Here is a 14,798-nt window from a genome sequence, read left to right as displayed (position 1 = left end):
CAGTCCATTTTGGGATTTTTTTTGATTTGGCGATTAATCAGATCGCAAAAATTGGACTGAGTTCCCTCCAAGTGATCTACTATTTTGAAAGCTTATTTACATCAAATCACTTCCTTACCAACAGGGTTAGCATTGATCCATTCTCTATCCTCATCTGTTACCGTGAAACATTCTTTAGGGCTTCCGGCTAACAGTAATTCCAACGTTAACTCTTCTTCGATTGGTGTAAGCACAATTTTGTTATTTTGAATGGACAGATCAAGCTTTGAACCCGTATGTAGATTAAGGGCTTTCAAAATGGCTTTCGGTACGCTAACAATATTAGCCCCACCAGATTGGCGAATAACAACAACAGTCATGCCTATCTCCCCTTCTGTTTAAATTATACTCAACTATACTTTTATGTTTTACAAAAATAAAACTTTATCTGATTTTTACATTATGAGACTAAATCATAAACACAATAGAGACGTAATTATGGTGATTTGCTACACTTCAAATCACTGTTTCTGGCAAGCATAGTAAAGATAACAATCAGGAATATATTTGTCTTAAGAGAGACAAAAAATAGAAATGTTCACAGTTTCGTGATATGAATACTTTTTCCCGTGAATACGGGAATAAACCGTTTTTATTTTTACTTCTCTCTGATTATAAAATTATGTTCCCCGTATACACGGGGATAAATATCTAACCCTATAAACTAATAAACTTAAATGGATAATAATTTTTTCTAAAGTTTTTGTTTTTTACTCTATCTGAAAATTGAAAAAAAATTTGCCTTTCCACAAACTCCCTCTACACTTTTAAAACATTCCACATAAAAATTCTCATAGGGGACAAAATTTGAAACGTTATTCACCTGAAAAAAAACGAGCCATGCAAAAAAAAAATGCTACCGCCCTACAACATCAGTATTTCCTCTCTGGCCAAATCAGATGGAATCTCTAAAAGCACCCTGTTTAGATGGCGCAAAGAAGCTATGACGCAAACAAAAATGCAGCACCTACAAAATGAACAAACGCTGATATATAGAGATAAAACACTATCAGAGAAAAATACTCACGGAGTATTACAATTCACCATAAAAACTGTCATCAAAATCTAATTCATAGCGAGATTAAATTTTGATCAACATATTCTTATATGATTTTAAATGTGATCAATATTCCATATAAGACAAAATATTAGTGATGGCACAATATAAAATAGGGTAAGTTCTCCAAAACCGTTGTTAACGTAGTGGATTTAACTAATTTTTTAAGTGGTTCGCTATTTTGAAATAATATAATCACACAGGAAAACTTTTTTGAGCGCTAATAATGTAACAGAAAAAACTTACTGGAATCGCATGGTGCCAGAGCTTACTGTGAGCAATTTTTCTGCTTCACTCGATTTCTATCAGAAAACATTGGGTTTCAAAATATTAATCCGACGAGAAGAACCCGATTTTGTTTATTTGGGCTTAGGTGAGGCACAATTAATGCTGGAAGCATTTCATGAAAATGGTTGGAATACCGGAGAACTCAATAAACCATTAGGACGCGGTATTAATTTGCAAATTGAAGTTGATGACATTAAGCCAATTCTGGCAAATCTTGTAACTAACAACATCGAACTTTATCGTCCACTGGAAGATAATTATTACTGCATAGGCGATACCCATGTCTGTCAGAGAGAATTCCTTGTTCAAGATCCAGATGGTTATTTACTTCGATTTAGCCAATATATAGAACACCAAGAATAATACTAACAATTCATTAATGTGATTCGATTATAATTTTATTTCTACGTAAAAACATGCCTAACTTAATAAATAATTTTGGTTACCTCACGGGATATTGGGGCAAAGCCAAAAAAAATCCCTATTCCGAAGAAAACTATCATCTTCTGGCCTATCACTGCCTGGATGTTGCCGCAGTAGGTCGATTATTATTGGCACCACACAAAAAATTAACACAAGATCTCGCCAACTTTTTGGGATTATCACCAGAATCACTACAAAATCTGTTTTCATTTTTTCTGGTACTGCATGATATCGGTAAGTTTGCCTCTGCATTTCAGCAATTATATTCCCAGGAAAATACTGATCTGATTAACCCTGAACAATATTCCCCCTATGATTCCAAATGTTTCAGGCATGATCGGTTAGGGCTATTTTTCTGGAAAAAAATTCAGGACGACGTACTGTTTGCTTTAGTGGAAGATGATGGCCTGCCATTCAATGAAGATAAACAAAAGAAACGAGCACTAAAAACGTTAATGATTTTGATGCAGTGTATGCTCGGTCATCATGGTAAACCCATTGATGATACTGATTGTAACGCAATTACCGATTTTACTGAGCCCCAAAATGTTGTCGATGCAACGGCATTTACCCATGATCTACTGACGCTTTTTCAACCTCGTCTGCCACTGGCAAAATTACTTTCAAAAGAGTGGCAACACAACCTGAAACAGGTGAGTTGGCAACTTGCCGGTATTGTCGTACTGGCTGACTGGATAGGCTCTGACTGTTATCATTTTCGTTATCAAACCAAAGCGCTTCCTCTAGCAGAATATTGGCAGCTTACCCAAAAACAAGCCCAAGTTGCCTTGAATGGCATTGATCTCCATAACCCCCCCGTAATATCGCCTTACACCTCTATTCAGGAGTATTACCACTTTTCGCCAACCCCATTACAAAAATGGGCGGAGGAAGTCCCGATTGATGACTCCCCACAACTTTTTATTCTGGAAGATGTCACGGGAGCAGGCAAAACAGAAGCCGCCCTTGCCCTGACTCACCGCTTAATGCAAACCGGTACTGCGGACGGTTTCTATTTTGGTCTGCCAACAATGGCGACTTCCAACGCCATGTTTGGCCGAATCGCCAAACACTATCATCATATGTTTGATACAGAAAACGGCAACCTGCCCAGTATCGTTCTCGCGCACGGTGCCCGTGAGATGAATGACAATTTCCGTGACATCATCCTGACGTCCGAACACAGCGACAGTGATTACACCAGAGACGATAGCACCGCGACAGCACAGTGCCACCAATGGCTGGCAGATTCTAACAAAAAAGCCCTATTGGCTTCGGTGGGCGTAGGTACTATCGATCAGGCATTGCTTGCCATTTTACCGAGAAAATACCAGTCACTTCGATTGATTGGATTAAATCGCAAAGTATTGATCTTCGACGAAGTACACGCCGCAGATGAATACATGTTTGCATTACTGAAAAACTTATTAAGTCTGCACCTGCACCAGGGGGGTTCCGTGGTATTGCTGACTGCCACGCTCTCTTTAAAACAGCGCCAACGGCTGGTAGATAACTGGCTATCTGCCGGCGGAATCTCGCCACAAAAATTGCAACAAACGGCCTTTCCACTGGCAACCCATATCACATTAAACCCAGAAAATCCGCTTATTGAAACGCCCTTACGCAGTCGCCCAGATGTTAGCCGTGCCGTCACGGTAAAAACCGTGAATCATCTGGATGAATGTGTAGAAATCGCTCTGAACGCCGCTCAAAATGGGCAATGTGTGGTTTGGGTTCGTAACTCAGTGGATGATGTACTCCATGCTTTCCGACTGATTCAGGCACAAATGGAACAGCCGGAAAATTGCCTGCTATTCCACAGCCGCTTTATTTTGTATGACCGCAAAATGCTCGAAGATCGGGTGCTGGCAATATTTGGTAAAGAGAGTAGGCAGAAAGATCGACAAGGAAAGATCCTGATTACAACGCAGGTCTTTCAGGAAAGTCTTGATGCTGATACTGATGTGATGATCTCCGATATCTGCCCGATTGATGACTTGATTCAGCGGGTCGGTCGCCTGCACCGCCATACCCGCAATACAAATGGCGAATATAAAGCAGGCATTACCGATAGCCGATCTGCGCCTACATTATATCTTCACGCACCAGAATGGGATGACCAACCTAAAACGGATTGGCTGAGTAAAGAGTTCCGTAATACTCAATATGTTTATCGTTCAGCCGGACGTTTATGGCTTGGCTTACGCGAACTCCTGCGCTTGGGTGCCATTCGTATGCCTGCTGAGGCTCGAACCTTGATCGAAGCCGTTTACGGTGAAGACGCTGATGAACAAATCCCTGATGCACTCAAATACAAAGATGGTGACGCAATCACTGAAGGGAGGTACAAAGACGCCATAGCACGATCACAAGCCCTGCAATGGCAACACCATGAATATAGTAAACGCAGTGCCCGCGGTTGGTATGACGATGATTGCGATATCAGTACCCGATTTAGTGATATCGAAACGGTCAGTGTGCTGCTTGTCAAACTGACCGAAAGCGGTGAATTGATACCGTGGGTAGAGGATGAAAAATTTCCTGTCCAATTAAGTATCGTCAAAATTTCAAAAAATAAATTTGCCGATAAGCTGCAACCCATACCAGAGTCTCTTTCTCAAGCAGTAGAACAGTTACAGGATAAATTCAAATCCGTCAAATACCTGCAAATCTGGCTACCAGAGAGTGACCCTCATTTTACTTATGATCCCAACATCGGTTTTTATCCTAAGCAGGAGGCGTAATGAACCTCGTTAAAGATGCATGGCTGACTTTTAGCATGAGAAATGGCAGCGAGAAAAAATTGCCACTGACGGCAATCAGTGATCCTGCCGTCGTCGATTTTGCCCTGCCGCGAGCTGATTTTCAGGGGGCGGCTTATCAGTTAGCCATTGGCTTGCTACAAACGGTTTTTGCCCCTGAAGATGAAGACGAATGGCATGAATTTTATCAACAAGCCCCTACACAAGCTGACTTACAGACTGCCTTTAACCAGGCAGAACAGGCTTTTAATTTGTCAGGGGATGGCCCTCTGTTTATGCAGGATTTTGATCTATTAGCTGAAAGAAAGCCCACCAGCATTTCAGGATTATTGATTGAATCGCCCGGTGAAAAAACGTTGAAGGATAATACTGACCACTTTATCAAACGCAACCAATGTGAAGTCATTTCCCCTGAAATGGCCGCTATCGCGCTATTCACATTACAGATTAATGCTCCTGCCGGCGGTGTCGGGCATCGAGTGGGGTTGCGGGGAGGAGGCCCACTAACAACCTTGATTCAGCCACAAGAATTGGATGCTTCACTATGGCAAAAACTTTGGCTTAATGTCATCAATCGGGAACTTTGGTCTTACCCGGATCCTGACCTCAATAGTCCAGACGTTTTTCCGTGGCTGGGTAAAACTCATCTCGGCCAAAAAGCAGAGACAGAAATTTACGCACATAATGTCCATGAACTGCATATGTATTGGGCAATGCCACGGCGAATTCGTCTGGAGATAGATGACAAGCCCGCTATTTGCCAATTAACGGGACAAGCAACTCACCAATCTGTTGCTGGCTATCGTACCCAAAACTATGGCAACAACTATTCTGGTACTTGGCAACATCCCTTAACACCCTATCGATGGAATCCCAAAAAACCGGATGAAGTGCACATTTCTGTCAAAGGGCAGCCGGGTGGCATTACCTACAAAACCTGGGATAGCCTGACGTTTTCCAATGATAAATATGGTCAACAGGCAGCTCAGGTTGTCGACCATTTTAACCAACTCAATGATTATTTTGCGGACGAACAGAGTTCCACTCCACGGTTGTGGGTTTTTGGCTATGATATGGATAACATGAAAGCCCGCGGTTGGTACTCCACCAGCCTGCCTCTATTCTCCATGCCGATTGAGAAGAAAGATGCTGTTTTCCGGCGCGTCAAAACATTACAAAACCTCTCTGCCAATGCATTGACTCAGTGTCGTACCCAGATCAAAAGCGCCTGGTTCCGTCGCCCGAATGAGATAAAAGGCGATATGTCATTTATTGAGGCGACCTTCTACCAACGTACCCAAGCTGCCTTTTTTAAGGCGGTACAACAGATTGTCAGCAGCCAGCATAAAGCGTCTTCCCTATCCACCGAAGACGCTAAAACCTGGCTCTATCAACTTAGAAATACCTGCTTTGATCTCTTTGATGAATTTGTACTGTCAGAAGATACCGATCCCAAAAAATTACTGGAAAAAATCGAGGCACGGCAAATTCTTACCAAGTGGCTGATAAGTTCTAAAGATATTAAGTCATTTATGGCAGAGCACAATATAGAAACCAAATCATCCAAGAACACGAAGAAGGAGGTTATCAATGACTAATCTAAGCGAAGGTCGTTTACTGCGCTGGTGGGAAAGTATGTTTTTATCCCCCGAAGAATTGAAGAAAAAAGAGATTCCTCCTGTACCCACACTCTATAAGGCCGAATTAAAGCGTTGCCAGGATATTGAGGCAGTAACTTTAACCGAAGGTTTTCGCGCATTATGGTTCATTTTACCTGAGGATATCACCAAAGAAGCTGAACAAAAAACCGTTATGCAATGGGCGATGATTGCCGTTACGCTGGTGTATGTCAAAACCAACACCAGCACTAATCTGGCAACTGCCGCAGGCACCAAAACAGAAAATGACAAGCCCATTGTCAGTACTCATCGCTTTGCCCAATTACAGGCAGCCAAAACTCCCGATGAATTTATTATGCGTTTGCGGCGCATCCTGCAACAACTGAAAGGCCAGGTTTCCGTCTTGTCTCTCGCCAAAGATATTGAACAGTGGATGTGGGAATACCACCAGCCAAGAGCGTATCGAGCCAATAAACGCCTTTGTGTGCAATGGGCAATGGATTACTACAAAGCCGCTAAATAACCCCAATAATTCATCATCTTTACTCTATAAGGAATTTTAAATGAGCCAATTTATTCAGCTACATCTGTTGACTTCCTATCCTCCTGCCAACCTGAATCGCGATGATCTCGGACGTCCTAAAACTGCCAGAATGGGCGGGGCTGAGAGATTAAGAATTAGCTCTCAAAGTTTGAAACGCCACTGGCGAATCTCTGAACTGTTTCAGGATGCTCTCGCAGAGCACCTTGGTTTTCGTACCAAGCGCTTTGGATTTCAGGTTTATCAACGCTTACTTAATGGGGGAGTTAAAGAAAAACAAGCCACTCAATGGGCTACTGTTATTGCAGAGGTTTTTGGCAAAAATAAAAAAGATGAACCTCTGGAAATTGAACAATTGGCTCATATCAGCCCGGCAGAAAAAGAGGCTACCTTTGCATTGGCCGATAAACTCATCGCCGAAAATCGCGCACCCACCAAAGCAGAATTGAACCTACTGAGCAGAGAAAAAACAGCCGTAGATATTGCCCTGTTTGGCCGAATGCTGGCATCCAGCCCTGCCCATAGTGTGGAAGCAGCCTGTCAGGTTGCCCATGCTATCAGTGTTCACCGTGTTGCCGTAGAAGATGACTATTTTACCGCGGTAGACGATCTCAATGCGGGCAAAAGTGATTCCGGTTCGGCTCATATTGGCGAAACCGGCTTTGCCGCCGCGCTGTTCTACAGCTATATCTGCATCAACAAATCTTTGTTAATCGAAAATCTGTCTGGCAATGAAGCACTGGCGAATAAAGCCATCGCTGCCCTGACAGAAGCCGCTATTAAAATCGCCCCATCCGGCAAACAAAACAGTTTCGGCTCCCGCGCTTATGCCAGCTATGTATTGGCGGAAAAGGGAGAATATCAGCCTCGTTCCCTGTCTGTTGCGTTTTTAAAACCCATTGATAGCGAAGATCAGGCAACTGATGCCATCAACGCGTTAGAAAATCAGAGGAAAAACTTCGATAACGTTTATGGCGCTTGCGCTGACACGCTCTATGAAATCAATGCCGTCACGGGTGAAGGTCGTTTTACTGAGCTACTTCAATTCGTTACTGAATAAAAGAGGCCAATATGCAGACTTACCTGGTCTTTCGTTTATATGGAGCACTAGCCAGTTGGGGGGTGGAGGCGGTCGGCGAAGATCGGCCGACCGGCACTGATCCAACCCGCTCGGCTATCTTAGGGCTATTAGGTGCAGCATTGGGTATCCGGCGTGACGATGAAACACAACTTGTGGCATTGCAGCAGGGTATCAAAATCGCCATCAAACAGATTGTTTCCGGTTTATTAATGCGGGATTACCATACTACCCAAGTTCCCTCACAAGAGAAAAAACAGGCACATCTGACCCGTAAAAGTGAGTTGCGCGATAAATCCAAATTAAACACAGTGCTGTCTTCACGCGATTACCTTGCTGATGGTGTATGGGTTATCACAATTTCATTGACCGAACAGGCCAGTTTCACACTTTCGGCTTTGCGTGATGCGCTGATAAAACCGGTCTTTACACTGAGCCTTGGGCGAAAATCCTGCCCTCTTGCGCTTCCGATGATGCCGCAATTGGCAGAATATCCGTCATTAAAAGCAGCCCTTGATACGCCTTTTCCTCCCTTACCTCATCAATCAGAAAAGGCCAATCACTACTGGCAGCGTAATCACGATGTCGTGAGCTATTTCTGGGAAGGAGATAAAGACGAGATCACACTCCCTGATACGACAACACTGACTCATCAAGGTTGGGATGAACCGCTATCACGCAGCCACTGGCAGTTTACGCAACGCACAATGCACCAGTTATCGACCGTGGAGGGAACTCATGTATCTGTCTAAAGTTACTTTGCGCCCTTCGGTTTATCATATACAAGCACCGTCACGAAAACAGACGAAAAATGATGTCTATGCTTCCCACCAACTCTTGTGGCAACTGTTTACCGAGCAGGAAGAGCGCAATTTCTTGTTCAGGCAAGAGATGAGCTTAAGTGGCAGACCTGAATTTTTTGTGTTGTCCACAACGACACCAATAGCCAATTCCCCGCGCTTCCAGATTCAGACCAAACCTTTTATCCCTCAATTATATAATGGTCAAAAACTGGCGTTTAAACTCCGCGCGAACCCCACTGTCTGCATTACAAATAAAGATTCAGGCAAACAGCTTCGCCATGACGTATTGATGCATGCCAAACGTCAGGCAAGACATGCTGGTCGCTCAGACGAAATCGAATCAGTAATGACGCAAGCCGCCCAAGCCTGGATACAGGATGAAAAACGGCTGGCTAATTGGGGAATTCGCTTTGACTTCGCCCCAGATATTGAACGCTATACCCAACATCGCAGCTTCAAAGCTTCTGGTCAGAAAGTGGCATTTTCCAGCGTGGATTTTCAGGGTGTGCTCACTTTGTCAGATAGCGAACTTTTCCTTGAGCAATACCAAAAAGGGTTTGGCAGGGCAAAATCCTTTGGTTGTGGGCTAATGCTGATCAGGGCGCTGTAATGGCATTTATTCCATTAAAACCCATTCCCATCAAGGACAGGAATTCGATGATCTTTATCGGCATGGGACGTATTGATGTCAAAGATAATGCGTTTGTTGTGATTGATGAAGTCAACGGTGAACGTATGCATATTCCCGTTGGTTCCCTCGCCTGCATTATGCTGGAGCCAGGCACCCGCATTAGCCATGCTGCGGTAAAACTGGCTGCTACTACCGGAACATTGCTTATTTGGGTGGGGGAAGCCGGTGTCAGGCTCTATTCCGTAGGACAACCAGGAGGTGCGCGTTCAGACCGACTACTTTATCAGGCTAAGCTGGCACTGGATGAGGATTTAAGGCTCAAAGTTGTCCGCAAAATGTTTGAATTGCGCTTTGGGGAGCCTGCTCCCCAAAAACGCAATATTGAACAACTTAGGGGCATTGAGGGCGCTCGTGTCAGGAAGATCTATCAAATATTGGCAAAACAGTATGGGGTAAAATGGCATGGGCGCAATTACGATCATACGGATTGGGATAAAGGTGACCTGATCAATCGCTGTATCAGTGCAGCAACCTCTTGCTTATATGGCGTGACCGAGGCAGCCATTCTGGCTGCTGGCTATGCACCTGCCATTGGTTTTCTGCATACCGGCAAACCCTTGTCATTTGTCTATGATATTGCGGATATCTTGAAGTTTGATACTGTCGTGCCTATTGCGTTTAAAGTCGCGGCCACCAATAGTATTGCTCCTGACAGGCAAGTCAGAATTGCTTGCCGCGAGAAATTCAGGACAGACAAAATTCTGAAACGCCTTATTCCCTTAATTGAGGAAATACTTGCGGCGGGCGAAATTTCTCCGCCACCCGCTCCTGCTGATGCACAACCTCCCGCCATTCCTGAACCGGTATCCATTGGTGACATTGGGCACAGGAGCCAGTAAAGATGAGTATGACGGTGGTCGTAACAGAAGCCGTTCCTCCTCGATTACGGGGACGTCTGGCTATTTGGTTACTGGAAATACGAGCAGGGGTTTATGTGGGTAATATCTCTCATAAAATCAGGGAGATGATTTGGCAACAAATCACGGAACTGGCCGAAGATGGAAATGCCGTTATGGCATGGCAGACCAACACCGAATCTGGATTTGATTTTCAAACTTTTGGTGAAAACCGAAGGGAGCCGCTAGATTTTGATGGCCTGCGTTTAGTGAAATTTAAGCCACTTTCTGAGGATTAGTTTGGGGGAGTTAAAGGCGATTAAAACGGTAGAGTTTCTTCTGTTGATAAAAGTTTTTTAGAACAATTGGTTATAGTTAGTGTGTTCCCCGTAAGCACGGGGATAAACCGGTATATGTTAATTTTTACCCTTTCTGTGGTGGGTGTTCCCCGTAAGCACGGGGATAAACCGATCAGCTCCAATTGCTAATGCTGTAGCCCAATGTGTTCCCCGTAAGCACGGGGATAAACCGAATTCTTTACCCGGAATTGTGTTAAGGGTGAAGTGTTCCCCGTAAGCACGGGGATAAACCGATAGAAACTATCAGGCGGTAATCGTTTCCTTTGTGTTCCCCGTAAGCACGGGGATAAACCGGTATTGATGTTAATCGTGCTCGTGCCCATGGGGTGTTCCCCGTAAGCACGGGGATAAACCAGACCCAGGTTTAGGATATTACGGCTATCGTGAGTGTTCCCCGTAAGCACGGGGATAAACCGCATCACGGTAAACCGCTGTTTGTCTACTCCGAGTGTTCCCCGTAAGCACGGGGATAAACCGAGTGGATTTAAAATCTGGATTTAAACCACCTAGTGTTCCCCGTAAGCACGGGGATAAACCGCCCTCGTAGTGAAGGCTAGTGTCAGTTCTTATGTTATCCCCGTAGACTCAATGAATAATTCCAATATGCTACGCATAAAAAACATTAATGGAACCATTAATTAAATAAGGTAATAGCAAATCAAGGATAAGATAATCAATTGTCGTTTAACAATGATTTATTGTAATAAACCAAGAAAACAATAAATAAAATTAAATATTTATAGACCGTTCTCTTATTTTAAGAAACCTAAATAAAAATCAATATTAGAAATAATTTTAATATCAATTAATTATTTTCACTAACCCTTTGGAGAAATAAAACCCGCCCAAACTGGTGATAAAACAAACAAATATTTCAAATCGTGCGATCTTCCACCTACAGGCATAATTCGTTGATGATTGTCAAAAAGAGCTATGATAATCTACGCCCCTTTTTGCTCTCATCTGTCTAATTTACAAACAATATAATCCTAAAACATAGGAAGAAGATTCACTTATGAACTCAACTAACACCAGCAAATTATTAGCCGCGACGCTGTGTCTGGCGACCTCCTATAGCTATGCAGATAGTGATCGTCCGCTTTTTTCATTAACTGTATCTGAATCTGGCGTTCAGCAAACAAATAATGACGGTAGCTTATCTCAATCGACCAAATCAGGATCTCGTATTCTGCCAATTTGGGGTGATGCCGCTCGTGCAAAAGGCTACGACCTGCCTGAACCGTTTGGTGCTAGTTATGGTTATATGAACCTGAGACAGGATGTTGTGGTGGATCAAATCGGGTTTATTATGCCTGAAAATCCTGAAACACAAGAAACTACTAAAGTCATAGCTGGGAAAACCCGTGAACGCAATGAATCACATATGCTTAAGCTAGATACATGGGTTTTGCCATTTTTAAATGTCTATGGTGTATATGGAAAAACAAAAGGTTCATCTGAAACTAATATTGAAAACGTAATATTTATTGGTACACCTATGTTCCAAAATATTCCTTTCACTTTAGACTTTAAAGGTAAAACCTATGGTGGCGGTATTACATTGGCTGGCGGTTATAACCAATTTTTTGCAACATTAGATGCAAACTATACCCAAACCAATTTAGATATTTTAGACGGTGGTATCAAAGCCCTTGTTATAACGCCTAGAATTGGTTATGAATTCATCTTTAGCCCATTAGTGGCAGGGCAAGGTAATACCAAAGTCCAAATTTGGACTGGAGCTATGTACCAAGATATCACTCAACGTTTTAGCGGTAAGGTCGCTAACCTAAATATGACAGGGCCACTAGGAGCAATAACTAGTCTCATCCTTGAAGAAGACCCTGACATGTCGTTCGACGTCAAACAACACCTAGCCCATAAGTGGAACAATACCATTGGTGCACGTATCGAAGTCACCCGTAATTTCAATATCCTGTCAGAAGTCGGTTTTGGCAACCGTAATAGCTTCTTTATCTCCGGTGAGTTCCGTTTTTAATGTTTAACTTTACAATATTCAAAAGGCTGGTCATTGCCAGCCTGTTTATTTTTACCATTTCATCGGCACACGCTGATATCCTGCCCGATCAGCAAAAAATTGATGCTTGGTTAAACCAATTAGGTGGCAGTAATTATTTTGACGAGCACAAGAAAATTGACTGGGGCGTATTGCCTGGCCCTTTCTACACCCCTGAAATGGGGATGGGGATTGGTGTTGCCGTGGCCGCCCTGTACCGTCCTGACCATTTAGACCAGATCAGCCAGAACTCTTCATTAGGACTGAGTGGCTTTGGTTCATCTACCGGTGCGTTTGGCCTGAACTTTACCAATTACAATTTTCGTGCCAGTGACCGATGGCGGTTATTCGTTTCCGGTACATTGAATAACACGCCAACTTACTATTGGGGCAAGGGTTATCGTGCCGGTAAGAATGACAATAACAAAGGTAAATATTGTTCGCAGGAATTTGCTATTCACCCGCGCCTCCTCTATCGCATCACTGACGCCACCTATATGGGATTAGGCTGGAATTTTTCATCTGTCAATGCCAGTGATCCAGATAGCGGTGCCAAACGGTATTTTGCCCAGTCTATCGGTGGTCGTTCCGTGATAAGTTCTGGTATTAGCGCCCATTTCAGTTATGACACGCGAGATTTCTTGCCCAATGCACGGCACGGACAAGTATTTGAGATCGTTTACACCTATTTTTCCCCTGAATTAGGCAGTAATCACCGTTTCCATACCACCCAACTTCAGTTCTCGACCTATTACCAGCTATCTGAAAAGACAGTTTTGGCCTTTGATAACTATGCCCGTTTCAGCGCAGGTGATGTACCGTGGAACCAGCTATCACTGCTTGGTAACGGCCAGCGGATGCGTGGATATTATGAAGGGCGCTACCGTGACAACAATATCTTCACCACACAATTAGAGTTACGGCACAAACTTGACTGGCGCCACGGTGTGGTCGGTTGGGTAGGCACCGGCACGTTGGGAGATTCCCCTTCACAATTGGGAAGCAAACATTGGCTTCCTTCTGTGGGTGTTGGCTATCGTTTTGAGTTTAAGCCACGCATGAATGTCAGATTAGATTTTGGTGTCGGCAAGGGCAGCACTGGGTTCTATTTTCAGGTTGGGGAAGCGTTTTGAGATTATTAGTGACACTTTGCCTCTGTTTTTTACTGATGGCATGCCAAAATCAACCACAATCTGTTAATCCGGTAAAACCTGTCCTTATCAGTGATACCCATGAACAATCACAGCAAAATTGGGATGCATTATCCCCCATTGCCCCGCCAGAAGGTTTAAGAGCTTGCTGTGCTTTCGGCTATAACCTTAAAACCCAACTGTGGAATATCCCCATCCCCTTCTACGACATCGACAATATCGTAGAAGCTAAGAAACTGGGTGAGCATCACTACAATGACAGTGTTATTGGTGCCAGTGCTGCTTTGTTGGGAGTAAGCAATGAAAAAGTGGGTCTGCTCTATACCCGTCAGGGAGGGTTTATTGATATTTCCCATGTGAGGGATACCGCAGATTATACGCTTTATCTGTTTAGCCAGATTTACGCCCATCTTGGTCAAGAGTGGAAATTAACCCTGAGTAATGAACTGGCCGCCCGTAAAATACATTTTTTGGCTTTTACACCGCCGGAAGAACCTGCTGAACGCTATACGCTAAGTGCTTATTTGGCCGCTAAACTCGCTTTTCAGCTTGCAGCCTGGCATGAAATAGCGCAATGGTATGGCTATCAATCAGTCCCTGGATTTTCAGAAGGCATTTCGGCTTTTTCCCCAGAAGATCTCTATTCCAACCTGTTGGGTGCACGGTTGGCTCTGACGCTGATTCTGACAGGCCATGCTTCTTCTGTGGAGCAGTTTTCGCATTCAATGGCTAAGATCTTGCCAATAGCCTTGCATGAACTTGGGGATTATCCTAAATCAGGCACAAAGGAGATGTTTGATAGCGTAGATGGTTTGTGGTGGAACAGTTATCAACGCATTCCAGAGAAGTTTTTAGTATTGCACCGGAATTATGATATCCAAGACAACCGCTACCCATTAATGCCTTTCGGTAAAGAGAACTTTGCCCTGCGCCTGTCTCTGCCTGAGTATTATCAGCATTTTTCGTTGGATAAACTGGCTGAATTTCAGCTATGGCCAACCAATGAGATGAAAAACCTGCCTGTTCCAAAGCAATATTGGACAGTAAAAGATTTTAAAATACTGGCGGAAAATGCCCAACGGGAAGATAAGAGACAGTTGCTCATAAGATAAATACCCTACATATTGGTGTATG

13 protein-coding genes and 1 CRISPR repeat array are annotated in these 14,798 nt (G+C 43.6%); of the genes, 12 read left to right on the top strand and 1 reads right to left on the bottom strand.

Annotation, left to right across the window (positions count from 1 at the left end; all coding sequences use genetic code 11):
* Nucleotides 1-101 precede the first annotated feature (101 nt).
* On the bottom strand, nt 102-359 hold the full coding sequence (locus Xedl_RS16670) for an AbrB/MazE/SpoVT family DNA-binding domain-containing protein (RefSeq protein ID WP_074024899.1): 258 nt from the start codon (nt 357-359) through the stop codon (nt 102-104).
* Between the two features lie 992 nt (nt 360-1,351).
* Here Xedl_RS16670 and Xedl_RS16660 point away from each other — a divergent pair.
* The 12 genes from Xedl_RS16660 (at nt 1,352) to Xedl_RS16605 (ending at nt 14,776) form a co-directional block, all read left to right on the top strand.
* Nucleotides 1,352-1,747 carry a bleomycin resistance protein gene (locus tag Xedl_RS16660; RefSeq protein ID WP_083600374.1) on the top strand — a complete coding sequence of 132 codons (396 nt, stop codon included), beginning with the start codon at nt 1,352-1,354 and terminating at the stop codon, nt 1,745-1,747.
* A 53-nt stretch (nt 1,748-1,800) separates the two neighbouring features.
* On the top strand, nt 1,801-4,551 hold the full coding sequence (locus Xedl_RS16655) for a CRISPR-associated helicase/endonuclease Cas3 (RefSeq protein ID WP_074024896.1): 2,751 nt from the start codon (nt 1,801-1,803) through the stop codon (nt 4,549-4,551).
* Complete coding sequence (casA, locus tag Xedl_RS16650) at nt 4,551-6,167, top strand: type I-E CRISPR-associated protein Cse1/CasA (RefSeq protein WP_074024895.1); 1,617 nt, start codon at nt 4,551-4,553, stop codon at nt 6,165-6,167. The genes Xedl_RS16655 and casA overlap by 1 nt, the downstream gene beginning before the upstream one ends.
* Nucleotides 6,160-6,711 carry a type I-E CRISPR-associated protein Cse2/CasB gene (casB, locus tag Xedl_RS16645; protein ID WP_074024894.1) on the top strand — a complete coding sequence of 184 codons (552 nt, stop codon included), beginning with the start codon at nt 6,160-6,162 and terminating at the stop codon, nt 6,709-6,711. The genes casA and casB overlap by 8 nt, the downstream gene beginning before the upstream one ends.
* 40 nt (nt 6,712-6,751) lie before the next feature.
* Nucleotides 6,752-7,789, top strand: a complete 1,038-nt coding sequence (gene cas7e, locus Xedl_RS16640; RefSeq protein WP_074024893.1) for a type I-E CRISPR-associated protein Cas7/Cse4/CasC — start codon at nt 6,752-6,754, stop codon at nt 7,787-7,789.
* Nucleotides 7,790-7,800: 11 nt separating this feature from the next.
* Nucleotides 7,801-8,559: a type I-E CRISPR-associated protein Cas5/CasD gene (gene cas5e, locus Xedl_RS16635; RefSeq protein WP_074024892.1), complete on the top strand. Its 759-nt coding sequence runs from the start codon at nt 7,801-7,803 to the stop codon at nt 8,557-8,559.
* Nucleotides 8,546-9,220, top strand: a complete 675-nt coding sequence (gene cas6e, locus Xedl_RS16630; RefSeq protein ID WP_074024891.1) for a type I-E CRISPR-associated protein Cas6/Cse3/CasE — start codon at nt 8,546-8,548, stop codon at nt 9,218-9,220. Before cas5e ends, cas6e begins: the two co-directional genes overlap by 14 nt.
* On the top strand, nt 9,220-10,140 hold the full coding sequence (cas1e, locus tag Xedl_RS16625) for a type I-E CRISPR-associated endonuclease Cas1e (protein ID WP_074024890.1): 921 nt from the start codon (nt 9,220-9,222) through the stop codon (nt 10,138-10,140). Before cas6e ends, cas1e begins: the two co-directional genes overlap by 1 nt.
* 2 nt (nt 10,141-10,142) lie before the next feature.
* The gene (cas2e, locus tag Xedl_RS16620; protein WP_074024889.1) at nt 10,143-10,436 is read left to right on the top strand and encodes a type I-E CRISPR-associated endoribonuclease Cas2e; all 294 of its coding nucleotides are present in this window, start codon (nt 10,143-10,145) and stop codon (nt 10,434-10,436) included.
* An 81-nt stretch (nt 10,437-10,517) separates the two neighbouring features.
* Nucleotides 10,518-11,033: a CRISPR direct-repeat array (repeat unit 28 nt; unit sequence GTGTTCCCCGTAAGCACGGGGATAAACC).
* A gap of 478 nt (nt 11,034-11,511) precedes the next feature.
* Nucleotides 11,512-12,495 (top strand): hypothetical protein, encoded by a 984-nt coding sequence (locus tag Xedl_RS16615; RefSeq protein WP_074024888.1) that lies wholly within the window; start codon nt 11,512-11,514, stop codon nt 12,493-12,495.
* Nucleotides 12,495-13,646 (top strand): BamA/TamA family outer membrane protein, encoded by a 1,152-nt coding sequence (locus Xedl_RS16610; protein ID WP_074024887.1) that lies wholly within the window; start codon nt 12,495-12,497, stop codon nt 13,644-13,646. Before Xedl_RS16615 ends, Xedl_RS16610 begins: the two co-directional genes overlap by 1 nt.
* Nucleotides 13,647-13,681: 35 nt before the next feature.
* Entirely contained in the window at nt 13,682-14,776 is a 1,095-nt protein-coding gene (locus Xedl_RS16605; protein WP_074024886.1) for a DUF4056 domain-containing protein, read from the top strand.
* The last annotated feature ends 22 nt before the right edge of the window (nt 14,777-14,798 follow it).

The sequence above is a fragment of the Xenorhabdus eapokensis genome (genome assembly GCF_001908105.1).
The sequence above is the reverse complement of the archived record's forward strand: the minus strand, read 5'-3'. Positions and strand labels throughout refer to the sequence as shown.

Coding starts and splice junctions, on each gene's coding strand:
- casA (WP_074024895.1), top strand. CDS start 4,551: ATGAACCTCGTTAAAGATGCATGGCTGACTTTTAGCATGAGAAATGGC.
- cas7e (WP_074024893.1), top strand. CDS start 6,752: ATGAGCCAATTTATTCAGCTACATCTGTTGACTTCCTATCCTCCTGCC.
- Xedl_RS16655 (WP_074024896.1), top strand. CDS start 1,801: ATGCCTAACTTAATAAATAATTTTGGTTACCTCACGGGATATTGGGGC.
- Xedl_RS16605 (WP_074024886.1), top strand. CDS start 13,682: ATGGCATGCCAAAATCAACCACAATCTGTTAATCCGGTAAAACCTGTC.
- Xedl_RS16615 (WP_074024888.1), top strand. CDS start 11,512: ATGAACTCAACTAACACCAGCAAATTATTAGCCGCGACGCTGTGTCTG.
- cas2e (WP_074024889.1), top strand. CDS start 10,143: ATGAGTATGACGGTGGTCGTAACAGAAGCCGTTCCTCCTCGATTACGG.
- Xedl_RS16610 (WP_074024887.1), top strand. CDS start 12,495: ATGTTTAACTTTACAATATTCAAAAGGCTGGTCATTGCCAGCCTGTTT.
- Xedl_RS16670 (WP_074024899.1), bottom strand. CDS start 359: ATGACTGTTGTTGTTATTCGCCAATCTGGTGGGGCTAATATTGTTAGC.
- cas5e (WP_074024892.1), top strand. CDS start 7,801: ATGCAGACTTACCTGGTCTTTCGTTTATATGGAGCACTAGCCAGTTGG.
- Xedl_RS16660 (WP_083600374.1), top strand. CDS start 1,352: ATGGTGCCAGAGCTTACTGTGAGCAATTTTTCTGCTTCACTCGATTTC.
- cas6e (WP_074024891.1), top strand. CDS start 8,546: ATGTATCTGTCTAAAGTTACTTTGCGCCCTTCGGTTTATCATATACAA.
- cas1e (WP_074024890.1), top strand. CDS start 9,220: ATGGCATTTATTCCATTAAAACCCATTCCCATCAAGGACAGGAATTCG.
- casB (WP_074024894.1), top strand. CDS start 6,160: ATGACTAATCTAAGCGAAGGTCGTTTACTGCGCTGGTGGGAAAGTATG.